Raw genomic sequence first — 15,557 nt, forward strand, 5'->3', positions numbered from 1 at the left:
TATGTCTCCTTCGTACCGGATGCGGTATCTAGCTTAGTGACCGGTTGTCGGTCAGAGTGCGTGCAGCGGCTTGCCCGCGAGGGCCAGGAAGGCCTCGCCGAGCGCCTCGCTCTGAGTGGGGTGCGCGTGGACGAACGGCGCGATGTCTTCGGGATGCGCCTCCCAGCCGACGGCGAGCTGCGCCTCGGAGATCAGCTCCCCGACCCGGTCGCCCACCAGGTGCGCACCGACGACGGGGCCGTCGACACGGCGGACGATCTTCACGATGCCCGAGGTGCCGATGATCTCGCTGCGGCCGTTTCCGGCCAGGTTGTACTCGTACGCGCGAACGGCCTCGGATCCGTAACGATCCTGCGCCTGCGCCTCGGTGAGCCCCACCGAGGCCACCTCGGGGTGCGAGTAGGCCACCCGCGGAACATCGACGTCGGGGACGAGGACGGGGGAGAGCCCCGCGATCTCCTCGGCCACGAAGATGCCCTGCTGGAATCCCCGGTGGGCGAGCTGCAGGCCCGGCACGATGTCGCCGACGGCCCAGACGTGCGCCGCAGCCGTGCGCAGCCGCGCGTCTGTCTGCACGAAGCCGCGCTCCAGCACGACCCCGGCTTCCTCGTACCCGAGACCGGCGGTCGCGGGTCCTCGACCCACGGCCACCAGGACGTAGTCGGCGGTCAGCTCGCTCCCGTCGTCGAGGACGACCGTCACGGTGTCGTCGCCCGACGAGAGCGAGGTGAACCGTCGACCCAGCTGGAAGGCGATGCCCCTCTTGCGGAACGCCCGCTCGAGAGCCTTGCTCGACGAAACGTCCTCGGCCGGCAGCAGGTGGGGGAGCGCCTCGACGATCGTCACCTCGACGCCGAACGAGCGCCACACGCTCGCGAACTCGACGCCGATGACGCCACCGCCGAGCACGATCACGCGCTCCGGGATGACGTCGAGATCGAGTGCCTGCTCGCTCGTGAGCACGCGGCCGCCGATCTCGAGGCCCGGGAGGCTGCGGCTGTACGAGCCCGTCGCGAGGACGACGTCCGTGCCGCGGTAGACGTCGTCGCCGACACGGACGGCGGGTCCCGCCTCGAGCCGCCCCTCTCCGGCGACCACACGGATGCCGCGCGCCGAGATGAGACCCTCGAGACCCTTGAACTTTTTGGCGACGATCCCCTCGCGATAGGCGCGCACGCGCGCCGGGTCGATCCCGCCGAAGGTCACATCGACGCCGATGTCGGCCGCCCCGCGCGCGGCGTCGGCGACCTCCCCGGCGTGCAGCAGAGCCTTGGTCGGGATGCAGCCGCGGTGCAGGCACGTCCCGCCGAGCTTGTCCTTCTCCACGAGGACGACGTCTTTGCCGAGCTCGGCGAGACGGAGGGCCGCGGCGTAGCCGCCACTCCCCCCACCGAGCACGACGACGTCGGCGGTGTACTCGGTCACCGCGCGCCGTCCGTGGCGAGCATCTCCACGAGCGAGCGGACGGTCGCGCCGGTGACGCCCTTGTCGGTGTATCCGAACGGCGCGGACTTGTTCATGCCCACTCCCGCGATGTCGAGGTGCACCCACGGGATGCGCGGCGCGTCGGCGTCCTCCGACACCCGACCGACGAAGTGGCGCAGGAACAGTCCGGCGAACAGCGAGCCGCCGGCGGGGTCGCCGATCTTGGCGTTCTGCAGGTCGGCGATGGGGGAGTCCAGGTCGTCGACCATGTGGTCGGGCAGCGGCAGCTGCCAGGCCAGCTCGGCCGCGCGGCCGGCGGCTGCGAGGTACGACGCGACGGCGGCATCCTCGCCCATCACACCGGTGTGCCGGTTTCCGAGGGCGACGGTGATCGCGCCGGTGAGGGTCGCGACGTCGACGATCAGATCGGGGTTCTCGCGGCTGGCCGCGGCGAGACCGTCGGCCAGGACGAGGCGCCCCTCGGCGTCGGTGTTCAGCACCTCGACCGTGGTGCCGTCCAGAGTGCGCAGCACGTCGCCGGGGCGCGTCGCGCGGCCCGAGGGCATGTTGTCGGCGATGCAGAGCCAGGCGCTGACCTTGACGGGCAGCTTCATCTCGGCGGCGGCCTTGAGCACCGCGAGCACCGTGGCGGCTCCGCACATGTCGTACTTCATGCCGACCATGGATGCCGGCGGCTTCAGCGACAGCCCGCCGGTGTCGAAAGTGATGCCCTTGCCGACGAGGGCGACATGGCGCTGCGCGTCCGCGGGCGAGTACTCCAGGCGCACCATACGGGGCGGGCGGTCGGATCCCTGGCCGACGCCGAGGATTCCGCCGTAGCCGCCCTCGCGCAGGGCCGTCTCGTCGAGCACCTCCACCTCGACGGGGAGGTCCGCCACGGCGGCGACGGCCGCGTCGGCGAAGTCCGCGGGGCCCAGCCACTCGGCGGGCGTGGTGACGAGATCCTTGACGAGCGCGACGGCGCCCGAGATCGCGGCGACCGCGGCGACGTCGGCATCGCTCGGCGCCTCGGCCGCCGACACCGTCACGCGCTCGGCGCGGGCCTTCGGCGACTTCTTCTTGTAGTCGGCGAACCGGTAACCGCCCAGGGCGGCGCCCTCGGCGATCGGTCGCCAGGGTGCGGCGACGAGCGACTGCACGGCGACGTGCGCGAACCCGGTCAGCTGGCGCAGGCCCGTGCCCGCGGCATCCCGAACCGCCGCCTCGTCGGCACCGGCCCCGGCGCCCGCCACGGCCACGGGCGTGTCGACGCCCGGTACGTGCACGCGCTGGAAGGAGCCCGCGGCGCCGGTGAAGCCGACGGCGGCGAGGGCCGCGCCCAATCCCTCCCAGCCGGCGGGGTCGGATGCTCCCTCCGTCGAGGGCGGGACGATCAGAAGGATCGCATCGGCATCGGATTCGCGTACGGGGGCGTCGGTGAACGCCACGGAGGGGAAGGGCATGGCATCCATCCTAGGTTCGTGCGTGTTCGCTGGCAGCGGGACGCACCGCAGCCGGTCGAGCGCGCGCGCTCGTAGAGTGGAGTCATGCCCTCCTCCGCCCCGCTGTACGACCGCGCCCCCGCGGCGCCGCCCGTGCCGTCGGGCCTGCCGCTCGTGATCGCCCTCACCGGGTTCACGGACGCCGGCGGGGCCGTCACCCGTCTGGTCGAGTACTTCCGCAACGATCTCGAGCCCAACCCCGTCTTCGTCTTCGACAACGACGTGCTGCTCGACTACCGCGCGCGGCGCCCTCTCGTCACCTTCGTCGAAGACCACCTCACCGACTACCGTCCTGCGCGGCTCGAGCTCTCCCTCGCGCACGACTCGCTCGGGCACCCGTTCCTGCTCCTCGCCGGCTACGAGCCCGACTTCCTCTGGGAGACGTTCGCCGAGACCGTCCTGGAGCTGGCGGCCGGCCTGCAGGTGGCGTCGGTCACGTGGGTGCACGCGATCCCCATGCCGGTTCCCCACACGCGCCCGATCGGCACGACCGTCAGCGGCACGCGACCTGATCTCGCCGAGAAGCATTCCGTGTGGCGTCCGCACACGCAGATCCCCTCCACCGCGGGCCACCTGCTCGAGTACCGCTTCGCCGAGGCCGGGGCCAAGGTCGCCGGCTTCGCGCTGCTCGTGCCGCACTACCTGGGCGACACCGAGTACCCCGCCGCCGCCCTCGCGGCGCTCGACAGCCTCACCGTCGCGACCGGGCTCGTCTTCTCGGGCGAGGTGCTGCGCGAAGAGAACCGAGACTTCATCGCCAAGGTCGCCGAACAGGTCGAGGGCAGCGAAGAGCTCACGCGCATGCTCGAGGGCCTCGAGGAGCGCTACGACTCCTATATGGCCGGCTCGACGCACGCGACCCCGATCATCCACACGGGCGACCTCCCCAGCGCGGACGAACTCGCCGCCGAGCTCGAGCGGTTCCTCGCCACCCGACCCGGCGACGACGACCGGCGCGGAAAGCTCGGCTGAGCGCCGCCGCAAGGTCCGCGGCGTGAGTGGGGGAATGCCGAGCGCCGACAGGACGTTCTCTACGCATAGATGCCCGGTCCGCGTCAAGGCCCGGTCCGGGGATGTGAGACAATGAAGAACCTGACCCGTTGTCAACCGGTCCAGGAGCCATGCTCCTCGGCTCGGGACTTGACAAGGGTCTTACTAGTGTCCGAGAACGACCGGTGGCCGTGCAACGTACGTTCCCGGTGAAAGGCGAAACGTGGCAGGCACGACAACCAAGACCCGCTCCCGGAGTGCGAAGGACACCGAGCTCGAGAACTCCGAGGAGACCGTGACGGCGTCGACGACGACGACCGCGAAGAAGGCTCCCGCCAAGAAGGCTCCGGCCAAGGCCAAGGCGACGCCCGCCAAGGCCAAGACCAAGGCGAAGAAGGACGACGACCTCGACGACGAAGAAGACGTCGACGACGAGGGCGATGTCGAGATCGACGTCGAAGACGGCGACGACGCGGACGACTCCGACGACGCGGCCAAGCCCGGCGCGAAGAAGTCCGACGACGACGATGACGACGAGACCCCGGCGGCGCCCGCCGAGGCCCTGCCGACCGGCGCGATCGTCATCTCGTCGAGCGATGAGGACGACGTCCCGGTCTACTCCGCGCAGATCACCGGCGCGACGGCCGACCCCGTCAAGGACTACCTGAAGCAGATCGGTAAAGTCCCGCTGCTGAACGCGGCCGAAGAGGTCGAGCTCGCGATGCGCATCGAGGCGGGCCTGTTCGCCGAAGAGAAGCTCTCGAACATGTCGGCGGCCGAGAAGACCAGCCAGCTGGGTCTCGATCTTCAGTGGGTCGCCCGCGACGGACAGCGCGCGAAGAGCCACCTGCTCGGCGCGAACCTGCGCCTCGTGGTCTCGCTCGCCAAGCGCTACACCGGTCGCGGCATGCAGTTCCTGGACCTGATCCAGGAGGGCAACCTCGGCCTCATCCGCGCCGTCGAGAAGTTCGACTACACCAAGGGCTTCAAGTTCTCGACCTACGCCACCTGGTGGATCCGTCAGGCGATCACTCGCGCGATGGCCGACCAGGCGCGCACCATTCGCATCCCGGTGCACATGGTCGAGGTCATCAACAAGCTCGCGCGCGTCCAGCGCCAGATGCTGCAGGACCTGGGGCGCGAACCCACGCCCGAGGAGCTGAGCCGCGAGCTCGACATGACCCCCGAGAAGGTCATCGAGGTGCAGAAGTACGGCCGCGAGCCCATCTCGCTGCACACGCCCCTCGGCGAGGACGGCGACAGCGAGTTCGGCGACCTCATCGAGGACACCGAGGCGGTCGTTCCGGCCGACGCGGTGGGCTTCACCATGCTGCAGCGCCAGCTGGAGTCGCTCCTCGACTCGCTCAGCGAGCGCGAGGCGGGCGTCATCCGCATGCGCTTCGGACTCGGCGACGGTCAGCCCAAGACCCTCGACCAGATCGGCGACACGTTCGGCGTCACGCGTGAGCGCATCCGCCAGATCGAGTCGAAGACCATGGCGAAGCTGCGTCACCCCAGCCGCTCGCAGTCGCTCCGGGACTACCTCGAATGAGCGGCGAGGCCAACGCCGGCAAGGCGCTCACCCGTACCGTCGAGGGAACCTCGTACGCCCGCATCCCGATCCGCACGCGGGTCGTCATGCCGGGCGACGACCTCGACGCCTTCATCCTCGAGTACGCGAAGGAGGCCGTGCAGCCGGGCGACCTGCTGTTCGTCACCGAGAAGATCGTGGCGATCACGCAGGGCCGCTCGTTCAAGCTGGACTCGATCAAGCCCCGCAAGCTCGCGCTGTTCCTGTCGAAGTACGTCACCCGCACGCCCTACGGCATCGGTCTCGGCATGCCCGAGACGATGGAGATGGCGCTGCGCGAGTGCGGCACGCCCCGCATCCTGTTCGCCGCGGCTGTTTCGGCCGTGACCAAGGCGATGGGTCGCAAGGGCGACTTCTACCGCATCGCGGGCGACAAGGCCCGCGCGATCGACGGCCCCACCAAGGGCACGATCCCGCCCTACAACCAGGCGGTGGTGCTCGGCCCCGAGCGTCCTCGCGAGGTCGCCGCGCGCCTGAAGTCGCTGCTCGGCGGCGACGTGCAGGTGGCCGTGGTCGACATCAACGACCTCGGGGGCAACATCCTCGGGTCGACGATGGACAAGGCCGGAGAGAAGCGCCTCGTCGCGATCCTCAAGGACAACCCGCTCGGTCAGGGACACGAGTCCACGCCGCTCGGTATCGTCCGCCACGGCTGAGAGAGCTCAACGTGAGAGGCCCGCCCCGTTACGGGCGGGCCTTTCGTGTTTCCGGATGCCACCCGCTCGGCGAACCGAGGTGGCTGAGCCTGTCGAGGCCACCGGACGCCTTCGCACCCCGGCCCCTTCGACAGGGCCAGGGTCCTCCCGCCCAGGTGGCCGAGCCCGTCGAAGCCACCGGACGCCTTCGCACCCCGGCCCCTTCGACAGGCTCAGGGTCCTCCCGCCCCACACGGGGAACGGGCCTCTCGGCATCCGGGGCTCAGAACCCGATGGCGGCCTGGTAGCGCGGCTTGTGACCGGTGCGGATGCCGGTCACGCTCGGCTTGTTCTCGTACACGCCCGCGCCCCAGTTGCCCTCGACGAGCACGGGACCGTCGGGGCCGACGACGATGTCCCACCCGACGTACTGCACCTGCGGGACGACGCGGGCGACCCGGTCGACGAACGCCGTGACCTCGTCGATCATGGGCAGCTGGAAGTCGGCGATGCGGGCGCCCGAGTCGGGGTGCAGCTCGTGCACGTGCCCGTGCGAGTCGTAACCCGCGCCGAGGGCGCGTCCGTTCTCGTCGAGCATCGTGTAGAAGCCGCCGAAGGTCATCTGGTCGCTGACCGCTCCGCGGCCGAACTTCTGCGCCATCGCGAGGATGTGTGTCGTCGAGCCGTCGAAGAACGCCGTGACGCGCGTCGTGTTGACGGTGCCGGGGCAGACTGCGGCGAGGTCGTCGTGCTGGCGGATGACCTCTTCGACGAGGATCTCGCCGCGCTCGAGAAGACCGCGGTGGAACTGCGTCCAGTCCTCGACCTCGGCCGCGTGGTAGCGGTGCACGCCGGTTCCCGCCTGGCCGACGGGCTCCTTCGTGACGATGGTTCCGAGGCGCTCGGCGAAGGCGCGCAGGTCGTCGGCGTTGTCGGCATCCACCACCATCCAGTCGCGACGGAGGAACTCGCTGAAGGTCTTGTCGAACTCCACCTTGTCCTGGAACAGACCGCGGTAGTCGGGGTGGTCGTACTTCTGCGAGATCTGATTCGAGACCGGGTGCGTCATGTAAGTGGCGCGCTCCGCGGGGGTGAGGATCGCGAAGTCGTAGTCGATGTAGTCCTGGAACCCGACGTTCTTCACGCCGGCCTGGAACAGCATGTCGGCCACGACCAGCGGCAGGGCCTTGCCGTGCTGGGCGGACGCCTCCTTGGCGCGCTCGACGACGGATCCGACGTCGATGCGACGGGCACGTCCGGCGAGGTAGCGCAGACGGGTGACGGGGGAGAAGCCCTGGCTAGGCATGCACACTCCGGGATCGGGGACGAAGGACCCCGTTAGTCTAAAGGGGTGACCTCCACGCTCCCTGCCCGCGCGCCCGGGGCCGGGGGAGTCGCCCCCGTCGCGCTCCTGTCCGCCGAGGCGCTGCGAGCGAACGCCGCCCACGCCCCCGCCGCCTCCGGTCCGAATGCCCTCGCCGCCGACGCTTGGGGCCACGGCGCGGAGTGGGTGGCATCCGTGATCGCCGAGATGGGCGGGGATGCCGCGACGCTCGACCCGGCCGCGCTGTACGGGCTCCCGGGGGCGCACACGCGCCCGGTGATGTCGCTGCGCGGTCGAGCGCTGGGCACCAAGCCGCTGCTGCGGGGCGAGGGGGTGTCGTACGGCTACACGCATCGCGCGCCGCACGACACGACCGTCGCGCTGGTGACCGGCGGCTACGCGCAGGGGGTCGTGCGCTCCCTGGGCAATCGCGCGACGGTGTCGATCGACGGACGGCGGCACCGCATCGTCGGGCGCGTCGCGATGGACGTCAGCGTCGTCGACGTCGGCGAGGCGCCGATCGCCCGCGGCGCAGAGGTCGTCTTCTTCGGCGATCCCGCCCAGGGCCACCCCTCACTGGAGGAGTGGACGGATGCCACGGGACTCACGGCCGCCGAGATCGTCGCGGCCGTGGGGTCGCGGGCCGAGAGGAGCGTGATCGCGTGACGACCTCGTACCGCGTGGACCTCGACGCGTTCTCGCGGAACCTCCACCGCGTCCGCGCGGCGATCGCCCCCGCCGCCCACATGCTGGTCGTCAAGGACGACGCCTACGCCCACGGCCTCGAGCCCCTCGTCAGCCGCGCGTTCGACGAGGGCGTGCGCTGGTTCGGCGCGTTCGACGTCGTCACGGGGGCGGCGGTGCGCGCGGTGGTCGGTCCGGAGGCCCGCATCTTCGTGTGGCTCATCGGCGGTTCCGACGACCTCGCCGCCGGCGTCGCCACCGACCTCGACCTCGGCATCGGCGACGAGGCCCTGCTGGACGATCTCGCGGGCCTCTCCGAACCCGCCGGCGTCGCCCGGATCCACCTCAAGATCGACACGGGACTGCACCGCAACGGCATCCGCCCCGAACGCTGGGACGAGGCGCTCGCGCGTACCGCGGAGCTCGTCGCGCAGGGGCGCGGGGTGCTCGAGGGCATCTGGTCGCACATCTCGGAAGCATCGGATGCCGACGACGACGACGCGCGCGCGGTGTTCCTCGCCGGCCGCGACGCCGCTCGCGCCGCCGGCCTCGCCCCGCGGTTCTCGCACCTTGCCGCGAGCGCCGCCGGATTCGCCCGCGGGGAGTTCCGCGAGGACCTCGTGCGCGTCGGAGCGTTCTCGTACGGCATCCGCCCCGCCGGGGGCCCCGGCGAGGACGACCTGGGGATCGAACCCATCTCGACCCTCGTGGCGACGGTGACCGCGGTGGATGCCGCGGGGGTGCACCTCGATCTCGGCAGCCTGCACGGGTTGCCGAGCACGCTCGCGGGGCGCTTCGACGTCGACACCCCGGCGGGGCCGCGCCGCGTCGAGGCCATTGCCCCGGCGTCGCTGTCGGTCGCCCCGTGGCCCGAGGCGGCTCCGGGAGACGAGGTCGTCGTGTTCGGGCGGGGAGCACGCAACAGCGCGACCGACCTCGCCGAGCTCATCGACACGATCGGCGAGGAGATCGCGCTGCGCGTCTCGCCGACCGTGCCACGCCGCTACCTCTCGGCCTGACGTCACAGGAAGGATCACGGGCGGCGGTCACGGGCTCCCTCGATCGCCGGCGTGCGTTTCCCTGCGCGGAGCGATCCGAGCCGGAGACGCGGAACGGGCCCCGGTCCGGCTCCCGGGGGAGACGGCACGAGGCCCGTTCGGACGGGGACGTCAGTCGGCGGCGGTGAGGCGCGCCGTCTCGTCGTGCCACGAGGTGGCGACGCTGCGGAGCTTCTCTTCGTACTTGCGGCCGTGGTGCGCGCAGAACAGCAGCTCGCTGCCGTTCACCTCGGCGGCGATGTAGGCCTGAGCGCCGCAGGAGTCGCAGCGATCCGCCGCCGTCAGGCGGTGGTCGAGAACAGACGCGTCGGGTGCGGTCGTGGTGGTCATCTCGGGTGCCCTCCTCAGGTGGTCGTGGGCGAGTCCACACATATAACCACGCGGATGTTTCCCCTATGCCGCGGCTTGATCACATTTCGCTGTGCGCGTACGGTGACCCGACCGCGCTGTGTGTCTGGCAGTCGATGTCGGTGGCCCCGATTACCCTGAAAACCGTGACCTCCGAGTACTCCGCCCATCACCTCCAGGTCCTCGAGGGCCTCGAAGCCGTGCGCAAGCGCCCGGGAATGTACATCGGGTCGACCGACTCCCGCGGTCTCATGCACTGCCTGTGGGAGATCATCGACAACTCCGTCGACGAGGCCCTCGGCGGCCACGGCACCCGCATCGACATCGTGCTGCACGCCGACGGCAGCGTCGAGGTGCGCGACCGCGCCCGCGGCATCCCCGTCGACGTCGAACCCCGCACCGGCCTCACCGGCGTCGAGGTGGTCTTCACCAAGCTCCACGCGGGAGGCAAGTTCGGCGGGGGATCCTACGCGGCATCCGGAGGCCTGCACGGCGTCGGTGCCTCGGTCGTGAACGCCCTCTCGGAACGTCTCGACGTGGAGGTCGATCGCGGCGGCAAGACGTACGCGATGTCGTTCCATCGCGGCGAACCCGGGCTCTTCGCCGGCGACGGCCCCGATGCCCCCTTCACTCCCTTCGAGCGCAGCAGCGAACTCCGCGTCGTCGGCAAGGCCGCCCGCGGCGTCACCGGTACGCGCATCCGCTACTGGGCCGATCGCCAGATCTTCACGAAAGACGCCGCCTTCGGCCACGACGAACTCGTGCAGCGCGTGCGTCAGACGGCTTTCCTCGTGCCGGGCCTCGAGATCGTCGTCCTCGACGACCGCGGCGACGAGCGCATCGAGACGAGCTACCGCTTCGACGGCGGCATCTCGGAGTTCGCGGACTTCCTCGCCCCCGACGCCGCCGTCACCGACACCTGGCGCCTCACCGGCACGGGCACGTTCACCGAAACGGTTCCCGTGCTGCAGCCCGGCGGCTCGATGATCCCCACCGAGGTCGAGCGCTCGTGCGAGGTCGACATCGCCGTGCGGTGGGGGACCGGGTACGACACCACCACGCGCTCGTTCGTCAACATCATCGCCACGCCCAAGGGCGGAACGCACCAGCTGGGCTTCGAGCAGGGCCTCATGAAGGTCCTGCGCACGCAGGTCGATCAGAACGCGCGCAAGCTCAAGGTGGGCAACGACAAGATCGAGAAAGACGACATCCTCGCGGGGCTGTCCGCCGTCCTGACCGTGCGCCTGCCCGAGCCGCAGTTCGAGGGCCAGACGAAAGAGGTGCTCGGCACTCCCGCCGTCCGCCAGATCGTGGCATCCGTCGTGCAGAGAGAACTCGCGGCGCGCTTCGCGTCGCCCAAGCGCGACGACAAGGCGCAGACGGCGCAGCTGCTCGAGAAGATCGTCTCCGAGATGAAGGCGCGCATCTCGGCGCGCACGCACAAAGAGACGCAGCGCCGCAAGAACGCCCTCGAGTCGTCGTCGTTGCCGGCCAAGCTCGTGGACTGCCGTTCCAACGACGTCAACGACTCCGAGCTGTTCATCGTCGAGGGCGACTCGGCGCTCGGCACCGCCAAGCTCGCGCGCAACAGCGAGTACCAGGCTCTGCTGCCGATCCGCGGCAAGATCCTCAACACGCAGAAGGCCTCGATCAGCGACATGCTGTCGAACGCCGAGTGCGCCTCGATCATCCAGGTGATCGGCGCCGGATCCGGCCGCTCGTTCGATCTCGACGCGGCACGCTACGGCAAGATCATTCTGATGAGCGACGCCGACGTCGACGGCGCTCACATCCGCACCCTGCTGCTCACGCTGTTCTTCCGGTACATGCGCCCCCTCGTCGAAGAGGGGCGCGTGTTCGCGGCCGTCCCGCCCCTGCACCGCGTGATCGTGATGAACCCCGGCTCGAAGCCGAACGAGACGATCTACACGTACAGCGAGCAGGAGCTGCACCAGCTGCTGACCAAGCTCAAGCGTTCGAACAAGCGCTGGCAGGAGCCCGTGCAGCGCTACAAGGGCCTCGGCGAGATGGATGCCGACCAGCTCGCGACGACGACCATGGATCGCGGTGGCCGCATGCTGCGGCGTGTCCGCGTGCAGGACATGGAGGCCGCGGCATCCGTGTTCGATCTGCTCATGGGCAGCGACGTGGCCCCGCGCCGCGAGTTCATCATCGACTCGAGCGACCGGTTGGCGCGCGAGCGCATCGACGTCTGACGGGCGGCCGCGGTCGGCGCCGCGGTCAGCGGACCACGGTGCCGATCGCGCCGATCACGGCCTCGAGGGGCTGACCCGAGGCGTCGCGCTTGGCGCCGGTCTCGGGCAGCGTCCGCACCGATCCGTCTGTGCCGACCGCTCGGGGATCCGTGCCCACCCACGCCAGCGAGAGGGCGTCCTCGCCGCGCAGCAGGCGTTGCGCGCGCACCCCACCCGTGGCACGTCCCTTCGCGGGGAACTCGGTGAAGGCCGAGACCTTGGCCGATCCGGCGTCGGTTCCGGGCAGCGCCGCCGACGATCCGGCCACGGTGACGACGACCGCGTCGAAGGCCGAGGCGCCGACCACCGCGAACGCGATCACGCGTGCACCGTCGGAGAGGCGGATGCCGGCCATCCCACCCGCGGAACGCCCCTGCGGCCGCACCGACGAGGCGTCGAAGCGAAGAAGCTGCGCGTCGCTGGCGACGAAGACGAGCTCGGCGTTGTCGCCGGCGGGCGCTGCACCGACGACCCGGTCGCCGTCGCGGAGCGAGATGATCTCGATCTCGTCCTTCGTGCCGAGCTCGCTCGCGGCGACGCGCTTGACGACGCCCTGCGCGGTGCCGAGGGCGATGGTGGGGGCGTCCACCAGGGGCACGAGGGCGACGACGCTCTCGCTCTTCGCGAGCGCGAGGTACTGCTCGACCTTCGTCCCGGCCGACAGGTGCACGGAGTTCGCGGGAACCGACGGCAGATCGACGGGGGAGAAGCGTACGAGCCGACCGGCCGAGGTGACGGCGCCGATGTCGCCGCGCGTGGTGGTGTCGACGGCGGAGCGGACCGCGTCGTGCTTCGAGCGTCGCGTCGGGGCGACCACGCCTCCGCCGGGGACGTCAGCGACGAGCTCGGCCCGCACCATGCGTCCCGTCGCCGAAAGGTAGACGCGGCAGGGTGCGTCGGCGATCTGCAGGTCGGCGGCCGCCGCGGCCTTGGCCGAGCGGGGCTTCACGGGACCGCCGTTGAGCAGCATCGTGCGGCGGGGCGTGCCATAGGCCTCGGCTGCGGCATCCAGTTCTCGAGCCACCTGCTGCCGCAGCAGCGTCTCGCTGCCGAGCAACTCGACCAGTTGCGCGATCTCGGCGTTCAACTGGTCGCGCTCGGCTTCGAGCTCGATGCGCGAGAACTTCGTCAGGCGGCGAAGACGCAGCTCGAGGATGTACTCCGCCTGCGGGTGCGAGAGATCGAAGACCTCCTGCAGCTTGGTGCGCGCCTGCTCGCCGTCGTCGGAGGAACGGATGACCTGGATGACCTCGTCGATGTCGAGGATCGCGATGAGCAGGCCCTCGACGAGGTGGAGGCGTTCGCGCTTGCGCGCGAGACGGTACTCGCTGCGGCGCGTGACGACGCGGATGCGGTGGTCGATGTAGACGCGCAGCATCTCGCGGAGTCCGAGCGTCTGCGGCTGGCCGTCGACGAGGGCGACGTTGTTGATGCCGAAGGAGTCCTCGAGCGGGGTGAGGCGGTAGAGGTGCTCGAGCACCGCCTTCGGGTCGAACCCGGTCTTGATGCCGATCACCAGGCGCAGACCATTGTTGCGGTCGGTCAGGTCGGTGACGTCGGCGATGCCGGCGAGCTTCTTCGCCTGCACCGCGTCCTTGATCTTCTCGATCACGCGCTCGGGCCCGACGAGGTAGGGCAGTTCGGTGATGACGATGCCGGTCCGACGCGGGCCGAGCGACTCGATCGACGCCTTCGCCCGGGTCCGGAAGGTGCCGCGGCCGTTCGTGTAGGCGTCCTTGATGCCGTCGAGGCCGACGATGATGCCGCCCGAGGGGAGGTCGGGGCCAGGGACGAACTCCATGAGCTCTTCGACCGTGGCATCCGGGTTCTGCAGCAAGTGGGTCGCCGCGGCGACCACCTCGATCAGGTTGTGCGGCGCCATGTTGGTGGCCATGCCGACCGCGATGCCGGTCGCTCCGTTGACGAGCAGGTTGGGGAAGGCGGCGGGGAGCACCTCGGGCTGCTGGAACTGCCCGTCGTAGTTCGGGATGAAGTCCACGACGTCTTCGTCGAGGTTCTCGGTGAGCGCGAGCGCCGGGGGCGCCAGGCGCGCCTCGGTGTAGCGCGGGGCGGCGGGGCCGTCGTCGAGTGATCCGAAGTTGCCGTGGCCGTCGACGAGGGGCACCCGCAGCGAGAAGTACTGCGCGAGGCGGACGAGGGCGTCGTAGATCGGCGCGTCTCCGTGCGGGTGGAGCTTTCCCATCACCTCGCCCACCACGCGCGCGCTCTTGACGTGGCCGCGGTCGGGGCGCAGTCCCATCTCGGCCATCTGGTACAGGATGCGGCGCTGCACGGGCTTGAGCCCGTCGCGGGCGTCGGGCAGGGCGCGCGAGTAGATGACGGAGTAGGCGTACTCGAGGAACGACCCCTGCATCTCGGTCGAGACGTCGACGTCTTCGATGCGCTCGGTCACGGACGAGCCGGTCGCGGCGGAGGAGGAGGAACGGGAATCGGGCATATCAACGACCTCGGGTCGGGCGGGCGTCCGGTCGGGACGGGGTCGGGAGCCGTGTGGAAGACTTGCTCCGATGTCACTCAGCCTACCGGCGGACCCGCCGCGCTCCCGGAGCCTCACCGGTGTGGTGGAGCAGTCGATCGCCGCTCTGTCGGGCGCCTCGGAGTGGTTCGCCCCCGCCCAGAGCGCGATCGTCTTCCTCGTCGACGGATTGGGCGCCCACAACCTGGCCGCGCGGCGCGGTCACGCGCGATTCCTGGGATCCGTCGGCGGGCGCAAGGACGTCGCCCGCACGGTCTTCCCCTCGACCACCGCCGCGGCGCTGACGAGCCTGCTCACGGGCACCGCCCCGGGCGCCCACGGCATCGTCGGCTACCGCGCCCGCATCCCCGGCACCGACCGCGTGCCGAACCAGTTGCACGGGTGGGAGACCGACGGCCTCGACCCGCACTCCTGGCAGCGTCGCACCCCGCTGTTCGAGACCCACGCGGCATCCGGCCGCGAGGCCTTCGTCGTCTCGCGCCCGAGCTACACGGGAACGGGGTTCACCGAGGCCACCCTCCGCGGGGCGTCGTTCTTCCCCTCCGACGACCTCGACGAACGCGTGGCCCTCGCGGCCGACCTCGCCGCGCGGCATCCGGGGTCTCTGACATACCTCTACGCGCCCGAGCTCGACACCGCCGGGCACCGCGACGGCTGGGAATCCGACCGGTGGATCGACGCCCTCGAACGCGTCGACGCCGCCGCCCGCCGTCTGTCCGAGGCGATCGGCCCGCGCACGGGAGTGCTGGTGACGGCCGACCACGGCATGGTCGACGTCCCGGCGCACAAGCACGTGCTGCTGCGCGACGGCGACCCCCTGCTCGACGGCGTCGCCCTGGTCGGCGGCGAGCCCCGCATGCTCCACCTCTACGCGGAGGACGGGCGGGCGGATGCCGTGGCCGCGCGCTGGAAGACCGACGAGGCCGCGCACGCGTGGGTGCTGACGCGCGACGAGGCGATCGACGCGGGACTCTTCGGGCCGGTCGACGACGAGGTGCGCCCACGGATCGGCGACGTGGTGGTCGCCGCGCGCGGCCGCTTCGCCTACTACGACGATCGCGAAGCCGACAAGCGTCCGCAGCGCATGGTCGGCCAGCACGGCTCGCTCACCGACGAGGAGCGCACCGTCCCCCTGCTGCGGCTCGGCGCCTTCGCCTGACGGCAGCGCACAGCTGCTGTCGCCGGACACCCCGATCGACGGATGCCGCCACCGGACGCGTTCGAGTGGGAACGGGTCCAGCCCGACGC

General features: G+C 70.7%; 12 protein-coding genes. 7 read left to right on the forward strand and 5 right to left on the reverse strand.

Annotated elements, in window-relative coordinates; translation table 11 throughout:
- Positions 1-51 precede the first annotated feature (51 nt).
- Together lpdA and AB1K56_RS08280 are read right to left on the reverse strand one after the other, a co-directional pair.
- Positions 52-1,425, reverse strand: coding sequence for a dihydrolipoyl dehydrogenase (lpdA, locus tag AB1K56_RS08275; RefSeq protein ID WP_371205267.1), 1,374 nt, complete (start codon positions 1,423-1,425; stop codon positions 52-54).
- A complete protein-coding gene (locus AB1K56_RS08280; RefSeq protein ID WP_371205268.1) occupies positions 1,422-2,888 on the reverse strand; it encodes a leucyl aminopeptidase in 1,467 nt (488 codons plus the stop codon). The genes lpdA and AB1K56_RS08280 overlap by 4 nt, the downstream gene beginning before the upstream one ends.
- 84 nt (positions 2,889-2,972) lie before the next feature.
- Here AB1K56_RS08280 and AB1K56_RS08285 point away from each other — a divergent pair, with 84 nt between their 5' ends.
- The 3 genes from AB1K56_RS08285 to AB1K56_RS08295 all read left to right on the forward strand — a co-directional run bounded on the left by AB1K56_RS08285 (position 2,973) and on the right by AB1K56_RS08295 (position 6,164).
- Complete coding sequence (locus AB1K56_RS08285) at positions 2,973-3,899, forward strand: proteasome assembly chaperone family protein (protein WP_264630817.1); 927 nt, start codon at positions 2,973-2,975, stop codon at positions 3,897-3,899.
- Positions 3,900-4,140: 241 nt separating this feature from the next.
- A complete protein-coding gene (locus tag AB1K56_RS08290) occupies positions 4,141-5,469 on the forward strand; it encodes an RNA polymerase sigma factor (RefSeq protein WP_136585622.1) in 1,329 nt (442 codons plus the stop codon).
- Positions 5,466-6,164 (forward strand): coenzyme F420-0:L-glutamate ligase, encoded by a 699-nt coding sequence (locus AB1K56_RS08295; protein WP_371205269.1) that lies wholly within the window; start codon positions 5,466-5,468, stop codon positions 6,162-6,164. Before AB1K56_RS08290 ends, AB1K56_RS08295 begins: the two co-directional genes overlap by 4 nt.
- 262 nt (positions 6,165-6,426) lie before the next feature.
- Here AB1K56_RS08295 and AB1K56_RS08300 read toward each other — a convergent pair whose 3' ends face one another.
- The gene (locus AB1K56_RS08300) at positions 6,427-7,449 is read right to left on the reverse strand and encodes a sugar-transfer associated ATP-grasp domain-containing protein (RefSeq protein WP_371205270.1); all 1,023 of its coding nucleotides are present in this window, start codon (positions 7,447-7,449) and stop codon (positions 6,427-6,429) included.
- A gap of 45 nt (positions 7,450-7,494) precedes the next feature.
- Here AB1K56_RS08300 and AB1K56_RS08305 point away from each other — a divergent pair, with 45 nt between their 5' ends.
- Both AB1K56_RS08305 and AB1K56_RS08310 read left to right on the forward strand, forming a co-directional pair.
- Positions 7,495-8,133, forward strand: a complete 639-nt coding sequence (locus AB1K56_RS08305; RefSeq protein WP_371205271.1) for an alanine racemase C-terminal domain-containing protein — start codon at positions 7,495-7,497, stop codon at positions 8,131-8,133.
- Positions 8,130-9,170 (forward strand): alanine racemase, encoded by a 1,041-nt coding sequence (locus AB1K56_RS08310; RefSeq protein WP_371205272.1) that lies wholly within the window; start codon positions 8,130-8,132, stop codon positions 9,168-9,170. Before AB1K56_RS08305 ends, AB1K56_RS08310 begins: the two co-directional genes overlap by 4 nt.
- 150 nt (positions 9,171-9,320) lie before the next feature.
- Here the strand turns inward: AB1K56_RS08310 and AB1K56_RS08315 are convergent, their stop codons facing one another.
- Positions 9,321-9,539 carry a hypothetical protein gene (locus AB1K56_RS08315; RefSeq protein ID WP_136585627.1) on the reverse strand — a complete coding sequence of 73 codons (219 nt, stop codon included), beginning with the start codon at positions 9,537-9,539 and terminating at the stop codon, positions 9,321-9,323.
- Between the two features lie 134 nt (positions 9,540-9,673).
- On the opposite strand from AB1K56_RS08315, the gene AB1K56_RS08320 reads away from it, so the two are divergent.
- A complete protein-coding gene (locus AB1K56_RS08320) occupies positions 9,674-11,773 on the forward strand; it encodes a type IIA DNA topoisomerase subunit B (protein ID WP_371205273.1) in 2,100 nt (699 codons plus the stop codon).
- Between the two features lie 25 nt (positions 11,774-11,798).
- Here AB1K56_RS08320 and AB1K56_RS08325 read toward each other — a convergent pair whose 3' ends face one another.
- Complete coding sequence (locus AB1K56_RS08325) at positions 11,799-14,270, reverse strand: DNA topoisomerase (ATP-hydrolyzing) subunit A (RefSeq protein WP_371205274.1); 2,472 nt, start codon at positions 14,268-14,270, stop codon at positions 11,799-11,801.
- A gap of 70 nt (positions 14,271-14,340) precedes the next feature.
- Here AB1K56_RS08325 and AB1K56_RS08330 point away from each other — a divergent pair, with 70 nt between their 5' ends.
- Positions 14,341-15,468, forward strand: coding sequence for an alkaline phosphatase family protein (locus AB1K56_RS08330; protein WP_371205275.1), 1,128 nt, complete (start codon positions 14,341-14,343; stop codon positions 15,466-15,468).
- Positions 15,469-15,557 lie beyond the last annotated feature (89 nt).

It is taken from the genome of Microbacterium sp. BWR-S6Y, from assembly GCF_041379845.1.
In the GTDB taxonomy this organism is placed as follows: Bacteria; Actinomycetota; Actinomycetes; order Actinomycetales; family Microbacteriaceae; genus Microbacterium; species Microbacterium hydrothermale.

Coding starts and splice junctions, on each gene's coding strand:
- AB1K56_RS08280 (WP_371205268.1), bottom strand. CDS start 2,888: ATGCCCTTCCCCTCCGTGGCGTTCACCGACGCCCCCGTACGCGAATCC.
- AB1K56_RS08285 (WP_264630817.1), top strand. CDS start 2,973: ATGCCCTCCTCCGCCCCGCTGTACGACCGCGCCCCCGCGGCGCCGCCC.
- AB1K56_RS08295 (WP_371205269.1), top strand. CDS start 5,466: ATGAGCGGCGAGGCCAACGCCGGCAAGGCGCTCACCCGTACCGTCGAG.
- AB1K56_RS08300 (WP_371205270.1), bottom strand. CDS start 7,449: ATGCCTAGCCAGGGCTTCTCCCCCGTCACCCGTCTGCGCTACCTCGCC.
- AB1K56_RS08315 (WP_136585627.1), bottom strand. CDS start 9,539: ATGACCACCACGACCGCACCCGACGCGTCTGTTCTCGACCACCGCCTG.
- AB1K56_RS08320 (WP_371205273.1), top strand. CDS start 9,674: ATGTCGGTGGCCCCGATTACCCTGAAAACCGTGACCTCCGAGTACTCC.
- AB1K56_RS08325 (WP_371205274.1), bottom strand. CDS start 14,270: ATGCCCGATTCCCGTTCCTCCTCCTCCGCCGCGACCGGCTCGTCCGTG.
- AB1K56_RS08330 (WP_371205275.1), top strand. CDS start 14,341: ATGTCACTCAGCCTACCGGCGGACCCGCCGCGCTCCCGGAGCCTCACC.